The sequence below is a fragment of the Streptomyces sp. NPDC053432 genome (genome assembly GCF_055585365.1).
On record NZ_JBVJKF010000020.1, the window covers coordinates 34,615 to 49,327 of the forward strand.

General features: G+C 71.1%; 15 protein-coding genes and 1 pseudogene. 7 read left to right on the top strand and 9 right to left on the bottom strand.

From position 1 onward, the window contains the following. Positions 1-78: 78 nt before the first annotated feature. Together ACZ6Y1_RS28120 and ACZ6Y1_RS28125 are read left to right on the top strand one after the other, a co-directional pair. A complete protein-coding gene (locus ACZ6Y1_RS28120) occupies positions 79-1,068 on the top strand; it encodes a helix-turn-helix transcriptional regulator (protein WP_469635732.1) in 990 nt (329 codons plus the stop codon). A gap of 46 nt (positions 1,069-1,114) precedes the next feature. Then, positions 1,115-1,375, top strand: coding sequence for a phage holin family protein (locus tag ACZ6Y1_RS28125; RefSeq protein ID WP_469635974.1), 261 nt, complete (start codon positions 1,115-1,117; stop codon positions 1,373-1,375). Positions 1,376-1,954: 579 nt separating this feature from the next. Here the strand turns inward: ACZ6Y1_RS28125 and ACZ6Y1_RS28130 are convergent. Together ACZ6Y1_RS28130 and ACZ6Y1_RS28135 are read right to left on the bottom strand one after the other, a co-directional pair. After that, on the bottom strand, positions 1,955-2,704 hold the full coding sequence (locus ACZ6Y1_RS28130; RefSeq protein WP_469635735.1) for a ZIP family metal transporter: 750 nt from the start codon (positions 2,702-2,704) through the stop codon (positions 1,955-1,957). 367 nt (positions 2,705-3,071) lie between these two features. Further along, positions 3,072-3,569 carry a DUF1877 family protein gene (locus ACZ6Y1_RS28135; protein ID WP_469635738.1) on the bottom strand — a complete coding sequence of 166 codons (498 nt, stop codon included), beginning with the start codon at positions 3,567-3,569 and terminating at the stop codon, positions 3,072-3,074. 787 nt (positions 3,570-4,356) lie between these two features. Between ACZ6Y1_RS28135 and ACZ6Y1_RS28140 the strand changes: the two genes are divergently transcribed. Both ACZ6Y1_RS28140 and ACZ6Y1_RS28145 read left to right on the top strand, forming a co-directional pair. Continuing rightward, positions 4,357-4,512 carry a hypothetical protein gene (locus tag ACZ6Y1_RS28140; RefSeq protein WP_469635741.1) on the top strand — a complete coding sequence of 52 codons (156 nt, stop codon included), beginning with the start codon at positions 4,357-4,359 and terminating at the stop codon, positions 4,510-4,512. Positions 4,513-4,712: 200 nt separating this feature from the next. Then, entirely contained in the window at positions 4,713-5,342 is a 630-nt protein-coding gene (locus tag ACZ6Y1_RS28145; RefSeq protein ID WP_469635744.1) for a maleylpyruvate isomerase N-terminal domain-containing protein, read from the top strand. Positions 5,343-5,534: 192 nt separating this feature from the next. On the opposite strand, the gene ACZ6Y1_RS28150 is transcribed toward ACZ6Y1_RS28145, so the two are convergent. Together ACZ6Y1_RS28150 and ACZ6Y1_RS28155 are read right to left on the bottom strand one after the other, a co-directional pair. Continuing rightward, positions 5,535-5,777: a hypothetical protein gene (locus tag ACZ6Y1_RS28150; RefSeq protein WP_469635746.1), complete on the bottom strand. Its 243-nt coding sequence runs from the start codon at positions 5,775-5,777 to the stop codon at positions 5,535-5,537. 41 nt (positions 5,778-5,818) lie between these two features. Then, positions 5,819-6,010: pseudogene (locus ACZ6Y1_RS28155) on the bottom strand (hypothetical protein); the annotation flags it as partial. A 280-nt stretch (positions 6,011-6,290) separates the two neighbouring features. Here ACZ6Y1_RS28155 and ACZ6Y1_RS28160 point away from each other — a divergent pair. The 3 genes from ACZ6Y1_RS28160 to ACZ6Y1_RS28170 all read left to right on the top strand — a co-directional run bounded on the left by ACZ6Y1_RS28160 (position 6,291) and on the right by ACZ6Y1_RS28170 (position 9,932). Further along, positions 6,291-7,229: a MerR family transcriptional regulator gene (locus ACZ6Y1_RS28160; RefSeq protein ID WP_469635749.1), complete on the top strand. Its 939-nt coding sequence runs from the start codon at positions 6,291-6,293 to the stop codon at positions 7,227-7,229. Between the two features lie 691 nt (positions 7,230-7,920). Continuing rightward, the gene (locus ACZ6Y1_RS28165) at positions 7,921-8,838 is read left to right on the top strand and encodes an SAM-dependent methyltransferase (RefSeq protein WP_469635752.1); all 918 of its coding nucleotides are present in this window, start codon (positions 7,921-7,923) and stop codon (positions 8,836-8,838) included. Further along, positions 8,835-9,932, top strand: coding sequence for a terpene synthase family protein (locus tag ACZ6Y1_RS28170; RefSeq protein ID WP_469635755.1), 1,098 nt, complete (start codon positions 8,835-8,837; stop codon positions 9,930-9,932). Before ACZ6Y1_RS28165 ends, ACZ6Y1_RS28170 begins: the two co-directional genes overlap by 4 nt. A gap of 53 nt (positions 9,933-9,985) precedes the next feature. Here the strand turns inward: ACZ6Y1_RS28170 and ACZ6Y1_RS28175 are convergent, their stop codons facing one another. Genes ACZ6Y1_RS28175 through ACZ6Y1_RS28195 form a run of 5 tightly spaced genes read right to left on the bottom strand, consistent with a single transcriptional unit; the run spans position 9,986 to position 14,274 of the window. Further along, positions 9,986-11,398: a cytochrome P450 gene (locus tag ACZ6Y1_RS28175; RefSeq protein WP_469635757.1), complete on the bottom strand. Its 1,413-nt coding sequence runs from the start codon at positions 11,396-11,398 to the stop codon at positions 9,986-9,988. Beyond that, complete coding sequence (locus tag ACZ6Y1_RS28180) at positions 11,395-12,015, bottom strand: GTP-binding protein (protein WP_469635760.1); 621 nt, start codon at positions 12,013-12,015, stop codon at positions 11,395-11,397. The genes ACZ6Y1_RS28175 and ACZ6Y1_RS28180 overlap by 4 nt, the downstream gene beginning before the upstream one ends. Then, positions 11,996-12,355 carry a DUF742 domain-containing protein gene (locus tag ACZ6Y1_RS28185; protein WP_469635763.1) on the bottom strand — a complete coding sequence of 120 codons (360 nt, stop codon included), beginning with the start codon at positions 12,353-12,355 and terminating at the stop codon, positions 11,996-11,998. Before ACZ6Y1_RS28185 ends, ACZ6Y1_RS28180 begins: the two co-directional genes overlap by 20 nt. Further along, on the bottom strand, positions 12,352-12,759 hold the full coding sequence (locus ACZ6Y1_RS28190) for a roadblock/LC7 domain-containing protein (RefSeq protein WP_469635766.1): 408 nt from the start codon (positions 12,757-12,759) through the stop codon (positions 12,352-12,354). Before ACZ6Y1_RS28190 ends, ACZ6Y1_RS28185 begins: the two co-directional genes overlap by 4 nt. Positions 12,760-12,762: 3 nt before the next feature. Further along, the gene (locus tag ACZ6Y1_RS28195; protein WP_469635769.1) at positions 12,763-14,274 is read right to left on the bottom strand and encodes a sensor histidine kinase; all 1,512 of its coding nucleotides are present in this window, start codon (positions 14,272-14,274) and stop codon (positions 12,763-12,765) included. Between the last annotated feature and the right edge of the window lie 439 nt (positions 14,275-14,713).

The window sequence follows — 14,713 nt, forward strand, 5'->3', positions numbered from 1 at the left end:
TGTGCGGGAGGCGTGCACAACGGAGGCTAGGAGAAATAGTGGACAGAATCGGTCCTGTATTTGCGTTAGGCTGCGAACATGCCACGCCCCACCGGCCGCGTGCTGACACTGCTGGAGCTGCTGCAGTCGGGCGGCACCCGGACGATGGCCGAGCTGGCCGACCGGCTCGGCGTCGAAGGGCGCACTGTGCGGCGGTATGTGGACCAGCTGATCGACCTGGACGTGCCCGTGGAGTCGGTGCGCGGCCGCTACGGCGGGTACCGGCTGGCTCCCGGGTACCGCTTGCCTCCGCTCATGCTCAGCGATGACGAGGCGCTGGCTGTGCTGCTCGGCCTGGTTGCCGGCCGCCGGGCAGGGCTGACGACGACGCAGCTCACGGCAAACGAGACGGCATCGGCGAAGATCCGTCGGGTGCTGCCTAAGCACATCGCCCGCCGGCTCGACACCCTTCTGGAAGCCCTCGCCTTCACGGATCAGCCCGGAGAGTTGGACCACCCGGACGCCGGGCTCCTGCTCACCATCGCCGATGCGGTGCGCCACCGCCGACCGGTCTCGATCCGCTACACCGACCGCGACGGACGGCGCAGCGAACGCACGCTGCACGCGTACGGGATCGTCGCCCATGCGGGCCGGTGGTACGTCACGGGCAAGGACGCTCAGGTCGGCGAGGACCGTACCTTCCGGCTCGATCGCATCGCAGACGCGAGGACGCTGCCCGGCTCGTTCGAAGAGCCCGTGGGCCCCGGTCCAGCACAGCGGGTGTTGTCAGGATTCGCCACGGCCGAGTACCGGCACGAGGTGACCTTGCGGATCCACGGGACGGTTGAGCAGATCCGCACGCACCTCCCCGCCAGCGTCGCGAGCCTGGAGGAGTACGAGCCCGCGGCCGACCAGGACCCGGCGGCCGAGCACTGGATGCGCGTCGAGCTACGGGCGCAGCAGCTCGACTGGTTGCCCCGGATACTCGCCGCACTCGACCGGCCGTTCGTCATCGAGCGCCCCGATGAACTCCGCGACCTCGTCTTCGCGCTCGCCGATCGCCTGACGTCCTACGCCCGCCAAGCCTGACAGCGAGGAACTGGTCCGGAAAGGGATGCAGCTGGCCCGGGCGGAGATGGCGCAGAAGGGCAAGTGTTTTGGTGTGGGTGGCGGCCTGTTCGGCGGCGCAGGCCTGGTCGGCATCCTCGCGGCGCGGACTCTGATCGGTGCCTTGAACTCCGATCTCGCCCTTTTCCTGCCGGTCTGGGCGTCCGCCCTGGTCACCGCCGTCCTGCTGGCAGCCGTAGCCGCGGGGGTGGCCGCGGCCGGGAGGAGATCGCCAAGGCCGGCACATCCGCGCCCGAGCAAGCCATCCACAGCGTCAGGGCCGACGTAGCCGAGATCAAGGCGGCAGCACACCGATGAGCACCCCCGCCCAGGGCGACAAGGAAGCCGTACCCCGTCCCGCGGGAGCGCGTGAGCAGATCGAGCACACCCGCGAGGAACTCGTCCTCGTCCTCGTCCTCGACAAGGCCGCCCACGCCGCGGCAGAGGTCAGCGACACCACGGCCAGCTCGCCGCGGAGAAGGCCACGGACCCGGTCCGCGAGAAGGCCGACGACCACGCCGCAGCCATGGGCGGGCCAAGTGTGTCGGCACAGGCGGCTTCGACGAACCGGGCGTCGCCGCAGGGGACTTTAGCCTGCCCCCGCACGAGGCAAGAGGGTGCTGCTGGGGTGGCGGCCGCAGGGCATTGTGCGGGCAGTCTCACGCGCCCGACACGATGGCGTTCTGAGACGGCGTACGGCACCGCCCGGACTGCACCAGGCACTGGACAGCGCACCGGCCGCAATCCTGGAAGCTGCCGACTTCCACACCGGAGTCGTCGAACCCGGCTGGCTACCGGTGTCCCGGTCTGACCGGAGTGCTGGGGAGCCCGAGGCCGGAGCGGCGCCCAGCCAGCCGCGCCCCACTTCTCACAGCTGAGCCAGAGCGAACGCCAGCAAGAACCCGACCACGGTGACCAGTCCCGTCAAGAGGTGCACCCTGCTGTACGCCTCGGGGATCATCGTGTCAGCGATCATCGCCAGTATTGCCCCGCCCGCCACAGCGGTGATCGTCGCCATCACCGTCTCGGACGCCCCGCCGAGCAGCGCATACCCGGCCAGCGCGGCCAAACCGCTGATGACGGCGATGCTTCCCCACAGAACGAACACGTACCTGCGGCTGCGCCCGGCGCTGCGCATGCCGGCAGCACTCGCGAGTCCCTCGGGCAGGTTGCTGATGAACACCGCCCCCACCGTCGCCACCCCCAGCTGTCCGCCTCCCAGCAAGCTGGTGCCGATGACGACGGACTCCGGGATACCGTCCAGCAGCGCCCCCAACGCGATGGCGTTACCCGACCCCGGCGCCTCGGCCTCTGACGGCTGCTGCTCGCCGGAACGCTTGCGGTGCTGGGCACCGCGCCGCGCCAGCAGGGCGTTGGCCCCCGAGTACACGGCCGCACCACCGACCGCCCCGACCACCACCGGTGCCATGCCGGAGCGTTCGTACGCCTCAGCGATCAGTTCGAACGACACCGCCGACATCAGCACACCGCTGCCGAAAGCCATGACCAGCGCGATCAGCCGGGGCGGGACCCGCACCAGCGAGCCCAGCGCCGCCCCCACCAGCAGCGCCGCACCCGCGAACAGTCCCCACCCGCCCGCAATCAACGCTCCACTCACAACTGCCTCTTCTCCTCTGCGAACATGTGCAGCCCCTCCTACCCGCCACATCAGAGAACAACGGATGACCGCCGCCCTGCGGCCTCCTCGCGGGCAATCGCCCATGGTGGGGACCGCTCAGCCTGCGGCGGACACCTGCGGGAGCCGGTGACGTGACGTGCGGCACCCTGCAGCGGCAGTGCACGGGGGCAGGGCCGGGTCGACTGCGCCCCTTGATGGGGTTCGGCACGCCGTCGAGTGCGGCATCAACCGGCTGAAGCGGCACCGAGCCGTCGCCACGCGAAACGACAAACTCGCTGCCCGCTACGAAGCGACAGTGCGCGTCGCCGCCATCAGCGAATGGCTGTGTCCGGCACGCGATCACGTCTCAAGCCCACACCGCCCTGACCACGGCATGGCCTGCTGCAGCCGCCCGCCCGTAGAACCCCTGGAGGCCCCTGTGACAGTCAAGGAACTCCTGCCTGACCTGCGCCGCGTCCCCGCCGGGCCAGACGAGCTTGGCACCGGCGACGTTCCACAGCTCGTCGAACGAGACACGCGCGAGGAATCCTGCGGCCTGTGACACCCCAGGCGGCTCCAGGATCCCCAAGGGCGGGTTGGCGGGGGCGCCGCCGGCGCCGTGTGCCACCGGCCGCCCGCCGTAAATCGGCAGCTTCCAGGAATCGCCGGCATCCGCATCAAGGACACCGGCAGCGGCATAGAGTTCATTGACGGAGCCCCAGACCTTGTCTATCGACTGGGCGATGCCCGCTGCGTACTCGTCGGGGTGCTTCTCCCAGGCCTCCCACATGAACGCTGCAAGCCAGGTGTGGTCGTCCCGGATCTCGGATTCCGCGACGGCGCGCATGTGCATGTGGATGCTCACTGCGACGAGTCCTCCCAGTTCGGCGGCCCACCTGTCAGGCCGGACGGAGAGAACCTAGTCGACGGCACTGACGGCGCGGTGCCCGGCTCTGGCGGGACGCGTTCTCCACCCGAGTGCGGCGTTCATCCTCGAGATCGGCCACTCGGACAAGGACACGTCCGTACGGACTCCCGCGACAGGCTGTGGGCGGGACCGTGGCGCGCGGGCCGGAGACGGGCAGGCTGAAAGAGCCCACGGTGCCCCGGCCGCACAAGCCCCCTGGAACGTACGGCCGGCATCTGGTGAAGGCTGCGGGCTTGCCACCGTCATGACTGGTGAAGGACCCCGGAGGGGGAACCGGTACGGCTGAGCATCGGTGATCGGCATGTACTGGTGCTCCGCACGACGCCGCCGCCCGGGGCCCTTGCTCAGGATTCCTTGCCGGCCAGGATCCGGTCGGCGAGGTGGTGCGGACAAACCGTCGCGTGCCACGTGACCGTCAGCTGTCCCTTGTGGGCCGCCAGGGTCGGCACGGCCCCGGCCCCGGGGAGTGCTTGGCAGTTGGTGCAGACGATGATGCGTGGTCGCAGTACGGACACCGACCCGCCCTCCCCTTCCCCGGATTGCCGGAATGCTGGCCCGATCGGTCCACATCTATCAAATTTGCGTCCGATGCGCGCCGGTACCCGCGGGTACGGCGAAGCACCGCCACTCGTACCCGTCGGCAGCAGCAGCGGTGGCGGCGATGGTGTGGCGGGAGGGGCGGCGACCCCACGAACAGGGCGAGGCGGGCCATCCTGAGGGTCCCATGTCTGGTGGGCTCAGCGTTTCAGCCGTCGAGGAGGTCCGCATCACCAGCAAGACGCTGCTGGAGCTGCCCGATCCGCAGCCGCCCGCGCCGCCGCCCGCGAAGCTGCCGGACCATCCGGCCTACCAGCAGTCGACAACACCCGCCTGCCCATGAAGCGGCTGACCGAGCGCCGCGGCCGTAGCCGCCCGGTGGTCTCCTGGTCGGCCTGCCCACCCCACTTGGGAAGGCAATAAGAACATCCACGCACATACTCCCTGCCAGCCGGGCCACCGCCGGGAATGCGTCCTCCTCGCCGCGAGGTTGACCGGGACGACACCCACCGACAGCGATAGGGGAACAGCAAGGTGACACAGGTGAGGGAGCTTTACCTGAGTGTGGCGGGCACAGCGGCGAAGCTGTTGGCCGCATCGGAGGTCGCGGACGGCTGGCACCAGCCCTCCGCACTGGCGAAGCTCAGCGTCCAGGGGCTGGCGGGTCACCTGGCCGGGCAGGTCTTCTTCATCCCTACGGTGCTGGCAGAGCCGGTACCTACCGAGCCCGCCATCTCGATCCACGAGTACTACGCGCGAGTGAGCTGGATCGGCTCGGACCTTGACACTCCGTTCAACCAGGCCATTCGATCCGGCGGTGAGGAAGAGGCGGCTGACGGTCCGGCCGCACTGGCCGCGCGAGTCGCCGCATGTGTCGAGGAGCTGCGCGGCATCCTGCCCACCGCGCCGGATCGCCCGGTCCGTCGGCCCACCTGGGGGCCGTGGTCGATCGGCCTCGACGACTTCATCGCGAGCCGGATGCTGGAGCTTGTTGTCCACTCCGACGACCTTGCGCACAGCGTCGGGTTGCCGACCCCGGAATTCCCGGCCCCTGCGGTCGAGACCGTCGTGGACCTGCTGTCACGGATCGCCCTACGCCGGCACGGCGCCACCAACGTCCTGCGCGCACTGAGCCGCAGCGAACGCGCGCCGGCTTCCATCTCGGCGCTCTGACGCAAGCACCTGAACCGGTCGAAGGCTGACGAACCGCCCTCCAACCCCCGCGGGTGAGCCTGCGCAAGTAGATCGACCGCGCCGCCCCGAACGCCGCCCCGGCCGCCCCTCTCGACCTGCCCGCCTGGTGCCACAGGACCGGCCCCACTACCTCGGCGGGGTCTCCGACCCAGACCGGTTCGTGCACGGAATTCAGCCCAGGGCGAGCCAGCGGATGCCGAGCCGTTCGACCTCCGCGGCCTCCGCCTCGGACAGCGGCTCCCGGCCGGTGGCCTTGCGCAGGAAGCGGGAACGGCTCCATCCCAGCTTGTCGGCCGCCGGGGCGTGCTCCGCGCCCAGGAGCAGCTCCGCCACGGCGTCACCAGCCGCCGGGGTGAGCCAGGCTTCGCGTCCGAGTGCGTCGGCCAGGTCGAGGCCGTGGACGGCGACTTCCACGACGCGGGTGAGGACGGCCGCGTCGCGGCGAAGTCCTCGGCTCAGGCGGCGGGGTCGGCCGGCCCTGCCGCACGGTCCTGGGCCAGGGCGATCCGTTTGCCGTTGGTCTGCGGCGAGAAGCGGTCGTCCGGGCGGTAGTACTCCGCCGCGGAGATCTCCGCGTCGCCGGGTTCCGGCGCGTCCAGCATGGCCGGAAGCCAGTCGATCACCACGCAGACGTGCCCGAGCAGGTCGCGTACGGTCCAGGGAGTGCAGCGTGTCGGGAGCTTCCACTCGGCCTCGGACGCTCCGCGCGCTTCTCAGATCATCGACACGCAGGCCGAAGCGGTCCCGGTTGCAGACGGCAGGAAAGGATTGCCGGGCAGTAGCCCTCCTGTGCCGGTCCGGGCAGTGGACCGACGGCCCGCCCCCCTGGTCCGCCAAGGATTCAACACTCGTGGATGAGGAGTGGTTGCCTGCCTGCCTGCGAAGGGACTTGAGTCTCCCGTAGGGGGAGACTCGAAGGTGGGGGACATGAACGGTGACACGCTCTACTCGATCGGGGAACTCGCTCGACGGACCGGTCTTCCGGTCAAGACCATTCGGTTCTACTCCGATCGCGGAATCGTGGCGCCGACCGACCGCAGCCCGGCCGGCTACCGCCTCTACAGCCTCGACGCCGTCGCACGCCTGGACCTCGTGCGCACCCTGCGCGAGCTGGGACTGGACCTTGCCACCATCCGCAAGGTCGTGGACCGTGAGCTCTCACTTCCGGAGGTCGCCGCAGCGCACGCCGAAGCACTGACGGTGCAGATCCGCGTCCTGTGCCTGCGGCGCGCGGTGCTGACAGCGGTGGCCGAACGCGGGTCCACACCTGAGGAGACGGAACTCATGCACCAGTTGGCCCGGCTATCCGATGACGAACGCAGCCGTCTGATCGGCGATTTCCTCAATGCCGTCTTCGGCGGTCTTGCCGCCGCCCCCGCATGGACGGGGGTCATGCGCTCGATGACCCCCGAGTTGCCCCACAACCCGAGGACAGAGCAGATCCAGGCGTGGGTGGAGCTGGCAGAAATGTCCCTGGATCCGGGTTTCCGCGCCGTCGTGCGACGGATGGCCGAGGACCAGGCGGCCGAGCAGACCCGAAGCGGCATGACGGTCCCGCGCCGCGACATCACCGCAGCCGTCCGTGACCAGGTCGGCCCGGCCCTGACCGCAGGCATCGACCCGGCCTCACCCCAGGCCGATCCGGTCGTCGCGCAGCTCACGGCGTACTACGCGCACCTCCTCGGCCGCCCCGACGACGTCGAGCTCCGCCGCCGGCTGGCGACTCGGCTGGAGAGCGTGAACGATCCGCGCCGGGAGCGGTACCTCCAGCTGCTCGCAGTGGTCAACGACTGGCCGGCCCCGGAGAGCCTGGCTCCAGTGTTCGACTGGTCTGTCCAGGCTCTGCGCGCCCGGACACGGCAATGACGGGGCGGTCATAAGGCGGCCTGGGGCGGACGCGGCTGGCATGGGGTGCAAACGCCGCCACATGTCATGGGCTGATGAGTGCCCCGGTCGTACTTCGGGTGGCCGCGTCGCCGGTCTCTCTCCGCTCTCGTTCTTCGCCCCCGGCGCGTGGAGGACGTCGCCGCCGCATTGGTCGAGGTGAGCCTGGATCTCGCACTGCGCCGGTGGACGGGCTCTGTCGTGGACAACGATGCCGACGGGACGCGCCGGGTGCCGGCTCAGCAGCAGGGCTGGGCAAGGGGGGGACGGTTCGGCTTCGCCGTCCTTGAGGCGTGTTGCCGGGCCGGGCCGACTGGCCGCGGACGGCGGCGTCCTGCGCCCCGGCCAGACCGTCGCGCGCGCACCGTCTTCGCCCCCGACCCCGAGGCGCTCGGCCCGCGCGCGGCGTCAACGCGGTCGACTTCTTCCACCGCGCCGACCCCGTCGACACGAGCCGCCTCGCCGGGCACGTCAGGGGCAGGCTCGTGATCACCCTCAACCGGCCCACAAGCCACTGATCTTGACGGTACCGTGCTGCTCCAGTGGGCTGACGTGGTGCCTCCGAGGTGCCACGATGGTCCGTGCTTCAACAGTGTGCCCTTCGGGACGCTACGAGAGCGGCGCCGGCGTTTCCCCGGGGGGCGGCCCTACCCCACGAAAGGGCGGACACCTCATGCGCGTTATACCCTTCGTATGGCCCTTAGGCGGCGGCCGTGGCGCGGCCGCGGACGACGCGGTGCGGCTCTACTACAGCCGCAAGACACAGGAGATCCTGCAGAAGTACGGTCCGGGCCCACGCGTCCATTTCCACGTGGGGCTGTATCCGGACGGCCCACCGGACACCACCGTCGCCCAGAGCACGCTGAAGCGGAGCCTGTTCGACGCGCAGGAGCGGATCGTCGACCACGCGGCCCGGTCCTGGGGCGCGTACGAGGCGCCTCCCCGGCGGGTGCTCGACATCGGCTGCGGCCTGGGAGGCACCTCGCTCTACTGGGCGCAGGAGCACGGGGCGTCGGTCACCAGCCTCACCGTCGCACCGGAACATCTCCCGATCGTGCGACGCTTCGCCCGTCACGCCGGGGTCGCGGAGCGCGTGGAGCCGGTACTGGCGGACGTCCACGACCTGGACGAGACCCGCGCGTACGACGCCGTCTACGCCAACGAGAGCAGCGGATACACCGACCGGGCACGGTTGTTCGAGGTCGTCGCCAAGGCCCTCGTACCCGGAGGCTGGTTCGGAATCCAGGAGCACTTCGTGGGCGCGTCCGAGTGGCGGGAGTTCATGGACGGCTACTACAGGACGCGGCTCGGCCGGCGCGCCGAGTACCTGGCCGCGGCCGAGGCGGCCGGCTTCGAACTGGTGCAGGACGAGGACGTGACGGACTCGGTGGCGGAGTTCTGGGTGCAGTCCATGGCCTGGAACACCGCCGAACTCGACCGGCTGAGAGCGGAACCGGGCGCCGAGCCCGGAGCCTGGACCGCCGACCGGCTCGAACAGTCGACGATCGCGCACAGCAAGTTCTTCCGGCTGTGGCGCGACCACGCGGTGGAGACGCGGCTGCTGCGCTTCCGGATCGGCGGTGACCGATGACCGCGCCGCCCCGGCCCTCCCGCCTCGGCGCGGGCCTGCCGCCCTTCTACTGCCCCCTGCCGTACGACCTCGTCCACCCCGACGCCAAGGAGGTGGAGGCCCGGGCGGTCGAGTGGCTCGACGCCTACGGGCTGTACCCGGATCCGGTCGAGCGCGCGTGGGGGCTCGCCACCCACAGCGCCGACTTCTCCTGCCGCATCATTCCCGACGGGGACACGGAAGCGGTCCTGCTGTTCACGGAGTGGAACTACTGGGCCAACGCCGTCGACGACTGGCAGGACTCCGGTTCCGACGGGGTGGGGACGGCGGCCGTCGTCGAGCACGGGGCGCGGCTGCTGCGCACCATCGAGGACCCCGGGGCGTCCCTGCTGCCCGAGGGGCCCATGACCCGGGCGCTGCTGGACCTGGTCGGCCGTACCCACGCCCTGCTCGCCCCCTACGAGCTGCGCAGATTCGTCGAGGGGACACGGGACTGGCTGCTCGGGGCGGCCTGGCGCGCCGCCCGGGCGGAGGAGGGGTCGATGCCGGGGCTGAACGACTTCGTCGCGATGGGGCCGCTCGCGAACGGCACACGGTTCTCACTGACCTGGTCGGACGTCGCGCGCCGGGACCGGCTGCCGGCGGACGTCCTCTGCTCCCCCGCCCTGACGGCACTGACGGACGCGGCCGGTTTCGTCGTCAGTGCGGACAACGACCTGTTCTCCTACGACAAGGACGACCACCTGGAACCGCGCGAGGTGAACCTCGTCAACGTCTACGCCCACCAGGAGGGCTGCTCGCCGGCCGAGGCGGTACCGCTCGCCGTGGCGCTGCGTGACCGGGTGATGGTCTTCTTCCTCCTGCTACGGGCGCGCCTGGAGCACGACGCGGACCACGCACTGCGCCGTCATCTCGCGGCGTTGGGACACTACATCGCCGGCTCCATCGCGTGGCAGACCCGTGCGCCCCGGTACGCCAGCCCGCGCAACCGCTACGAACTGCCGGTGGCGGAGGCCGCGTTCCCGGTCCGGTTCGCCGACGGCCCCAGCTCCGACGGGACCGAGCCGCCGGACCTGCCGGCGCTGGCGGCCTGGTGGCGGCACCTTCGCGTCTGAGCGGTGAACAGAGGGGCCCCGGCCGGTGCGGCCGGGGCCCCTCGGTACGCGGGTCAGACCCGGCGGTGGCCGAAAAGCCGGCGCCACCAGCTGACACCACGGCGGCCGCCGCCGGCGGCGGCGAGCGCGGGCGGCGCCGTCGGCTGCGGCGGGATCGCCGGGTGGACGGGGTGTCCCGCCGGCCGCTCCACCGAGAGCTGCGGAGCCGGAGTGGCCACCGTGCGGGGGGCGAACCGGACCGGCAGGGACAGCAGGTGACGTGACATGAGGGTGCCCCGCCACTGGAGTTCGCTCGCGTCGACCGCGAGCTGGAGGTCGGGCAGCCGGTCCAGCAGGACCTCGATACCGGTGTCCGCGATGGCGCGCCCGATGTCCTGGCCCGGGCACTCGTGCGGGCCACTGCTGAAGGCCAGGTGGGAGCGGTTGCCGTGGACGGACACGGTCGGATCGGGCCGGATCTGCGGGTCGGCGTTGCCCGCTGCCAGGCCGAGCAGGACCATGTCCCCGGCCTTCACCTGCTGACCGCCGAGCACGGTGTCCCCGGTGGCCCAGCGACCGATGATCGTGTTGATCGGCGGGTCGTCCCAGAGGACCTGCTCCAGGGCGTCCGGCAGGGTCATGTGGCCGCCGGAGAGGCTCGCCCGGAACCGCGGGTCGGTCAGTACGGTGCGCAGGGTGTTGGCGATCAGGTTGGCGGTGGTCTCGTAGGCCGCGATCAGCACGACGCGCAGGTGCATGAGCACTTCGGTGTCGGTGAGGTCCGCCGGGTGCTCGATCAGCCAGGAGGCGAGGTCGCGGGCCGGTCTGGCCTTGCGCTCCACGACCAGGTTCTCCAGCGTGGTGGTGACGTAGCGATCGCTCTGTAGGGCCGTCTCCGTCCCCTGGAGCATGTCCCGCGCCGCGTTGACCAGGAGCGGCCCGTGTTCGTCGGGTGCCCCGATGAGCTGCGTCATGACCAGCATGGGGAGCTGGTCGGAGAAGGCGGACACCAGGTCGGCGTACCCCTCGGCCGCGATCTGGTCGACGAGCTGGTTGGCGAACCGCGTCACGTAGCGGCGGATGCCGCGCTTGTCGAAGCGTTCCAGGGACTCCACCACCGCCCCGCGGAGCCGTTCGTGGACGGGGCCGTCGGTGAAGTTGCACACCGGCACCCAGGAGACCATGGGGCCGAGCGGGGTGTCGGCCGGCACCCGGCCCTCTCTCAGGTCGCGCCAGCCGCGGGGGTCGCGCGCGAAGCGCGACGACGTGCGGGCGACGTCCAGGTTCTCCCGGTGACCGAGGACCAGCCAGGCCGGGAGGTCGCCGTTCACCAGGACCGGGGCCACCGGGCCGTGTTCGGCCCGCAGCTTCTCGTACAGGGCGAGGGGGTCCGCCTGGGCTTCCGCTCCGTGCAGGCGGTGCAGGCCGCCGGCGGTCGCCGCGGCGTGGGCGGGGCACTCGGGCGGTGGGGTGGGGGTGGTGCTCACATTGCCTCCTGGGTGGCTGCCTGGGAGTACAGGTAGCGCATGAGGGTCAGCAGTACGTCGCGGGACGATTCCCGCCTTCTGGCGTCGCAGACGACGATCGGGACGGCGGGCGGCAGATCGAGGGCCTCGCGCAGCTCCTCCAGCGGATGCTCCGGCGCCCCGGGGAAGGAGTTGACGGCCACGACGAAGGGGACGCCGCGCTCCTCCAGCCGTCCGATGACGTCGAAGCTGATCTCCAGCCGACGGGTGTCGAGGAGTACGACGGCTCCGAGCGCGCCTTCGAACAGCCCGCGCCACAGGAACCAGAAGCGCTCCTGGCCGGGTGTCCCGAACAGGTACAGCACGAGTTCGTCGTTGATGCTGATGCGGCCGAAGTCCATGGCCACGGTGGTGGTGATCTTGCGGGCGACGCCCCAGGTGTCGTCGACGCCGACGCCGGCCCTGGTCATCGTCTCCTCGGTGGTCAGCGGCTTGATCTCGCTGACCGCACCGACCATCGTCGTCTTGCCCACGCCGAAGCCGCCCACGATGACGATCTTCACGGCCGCCGCGGCCGTCTGCGGCAGTACGTCCGCCTCGCGCGGCCCGGCGGGCGGGTCAGAGCTTCTGAAGTCCATCGATCACTGCCTCGATCAGAGCAAGGTCGGGTAGCTGCGCGGCGGGAACGGGCGGGCGGACGTACACGCGTTGGGCGGCCAGCAGGTCTCCGACCAGCACGGTGACGACGCTCACGGGCAGGCGCACGTACGCGGCGATCTCGGCCACCGACAACGGTGACTGGCACATCCGCAGAATGGAAACCTGCTCGGGTTGCATCTCGGGCCGGGGAGGCCCTTTGGCCACCACTAAGGTCACGAGGTCCAGCCGGACGGAGGTGGAGGGTCCGCTGCGTCCGCCGGTGATGACGTACAGCCGTTCGGGACTGCTCTCCTCCCAGCTTGCGGGCGGCTCTTTCACGCGGGCTGCCCGTCATGCCGCGGCGGGCTGCTCAGGTGGTCCCCCATTCGGGTCACCAGGTTGCGCATCTGCGCGCCCATCAAGCCCGCGTCGACCCCCTCGTCGGCGAGGACCGCGAGGTAGGAGCCGTCTCCGGCTGCCATGAGATAGAAGAACCCGCCGTCCATCTCGATCACGACCAGCCGCATTCGGCCCTCGGAGTTGGGCAGTTCGGCGGCCACCGCTCCGGCGAGGCTCTGCAGGCCCGCGCAGGCGGCCGCCAGGCGGTCGGCCGTGTCCGTCTCGGCCCCGTACTGCGCCACGCAGAGCCCGTCCGCGGACAGTACGATCACGTGCCGCGTCTGCGGTACTCCGGCGGCGAGGTCCTTGAGCATCCAGTCCATGCTGCTTCGCTGAGTCATCATCGTTCAAGCCCCTTTGGTCGCTGAACCCGACGCGTCCTGGGCGCCCGGCGCGTCCTTGCCGGGCTCACCCGACAGGCCGCTGTGGAACGCCTCCAGCCACATTCCGGGGCCGTTGTCGTCCGTCGGCTGCGGCCTCACGGCCGGCCTGACGTCGGATGTGGTGACACGGTCCTTCCGGCGCCGCTGCGGCAGGCCGGTCGCGGTACGTTCGGTGGTCGGCCCGGGTGCCGGAGCCGGCGCGGGCCGGGGCACGGACACGCCGGCCGACGTGGCGTCGACGGGGTGTTCGCGCGGTGTGGCGGACACCGCCCTGGGCCCGGAGGAGGAGCCGATGCCGTGGGCGAGGCCGGTCGCCGCGGACGCCGTGGTGATCAGGTGCTGCGGCACGATGACCACGGCGCGCACGCCGCCATACGCGGAGGAGCGCAGCGACACCTGGAACCCGTACGCCTGGGCCAGGCGGCCGACCACGGCCAGACCCAGCCGCGGCGTCTCGCCCAGGTCGTTGAGGTCGATGCCCGACTGTGCCTGCGCGAGCATCTTCTCGGCGCGCGCCCGGGCCTCCTCGCTCATGCTGAGGCCGCCGTCCTCGATCTCCACGGCGATGCCCGACTGCACCTCGACGGCGGTGAGGTGGACCCGGGTGTGCGGCGGGGAGTAGCGGGTGGCGTTGTCCAGCAGCTCCGCGAGGGTGTGGATCAGCGGTTCGACGACCGGGCCGACGACGGCGACCTCGGTGACCGAGTGGAGTTCCACGCGCTGGTAGTCGATGATCCGCGACATCGCGCCGCGCATCACGCTGTAGAGGGTGACGGCCCTGCTCCACTGCCGGCCCGGGCGCGCACCGCCGAGGACCGAGATGGAGTCGGCGAGCCTGCCGATGAGGGCGGTGCCGTGGTCGAGCCGCAGAAGGTCGCCGAACACGTCCGGGTTGCGGCCGTGCCGGTCCTCCATCTCGCGCATTTCGTGGGCCTGCTGGTGCACGATCGCCTGCACACGGCGGGCGACGTTCACGAAGGCCCGCTGCGCCGAGTCGCGCAGGCTCTCCTCGTTGTCGACGGCGTCGACGACGTGGGCCAGCACCGCCTGGAGGGCGGCCCTGAAGCGGGGGGTGAGGGCGGCGTCGTTGCCCCAGCGGTTGCCGTGGCCGGCGCGGCCTCCCAGGGAGGTGAGCACCTCCTCGGCCACCTCGCCCCGGCGCAGTCGCTCGATGGCCTCGGGGAGTACGACGGCGGACAGGCGGGTCGCCTCGGTCTCCTGGCGGGCCAGGGTGTGCTGGAGTTCGGCGATCTGGGCGCTGCGGGCGGCGAGCGCGCGGCCGCGCCGTAAGGCTTCCACGAACCCCGCGGCGCCGCACAGCGCGCCTGCGGCGATCAGGATGGTGCCGACCGGCTCGGAGGAGGAAACAAGCGCCCCGACGAGGCAGACGGCGGCCAGGGACGCGATGGCGGGCAGCGCCCGGCTTGCTCCCACCTCCGGGTGGACCGTTTCGGGTGGAATGTCTCTATGCTCCATCGGCGTCCTCGAATTATCGGAAAAGGGTCACCTTCTGACCGGTGGGCGGGAGCATAACTACGCCCAACTGCGCGCACGGGTGCTTTCGTTGGAGTTCATCGGACCGAAGGAACCGTTACGCGCCATCCCTGACGCCCATTTCCGGCCGCCGCGCCGGGCGGTTCTCGGCGGCGGGCGGCGTAAGGCGAGGTCGACGGCCCGTCGTCGCATGGGCGGCACGGGCCCGCGCCCCCTGAACCCGGCCGGGACCGGCCGCACCGCCCGGTCGCGAAGTGGCGCCGCGGAAGCAAATGCGCTAAGCGCTGTCAACGGCGCCTGGCAGGGCGCATCCGCACGTGGTTCAGCGGGGCCCCCTCGCCAAGGAGGTGCCGCGGGCGGGCAGGCCCCCTGACGGCGGGTGCCTGCCCACTGCGACGGCGCGCCAGACGGCGGCGAGCCG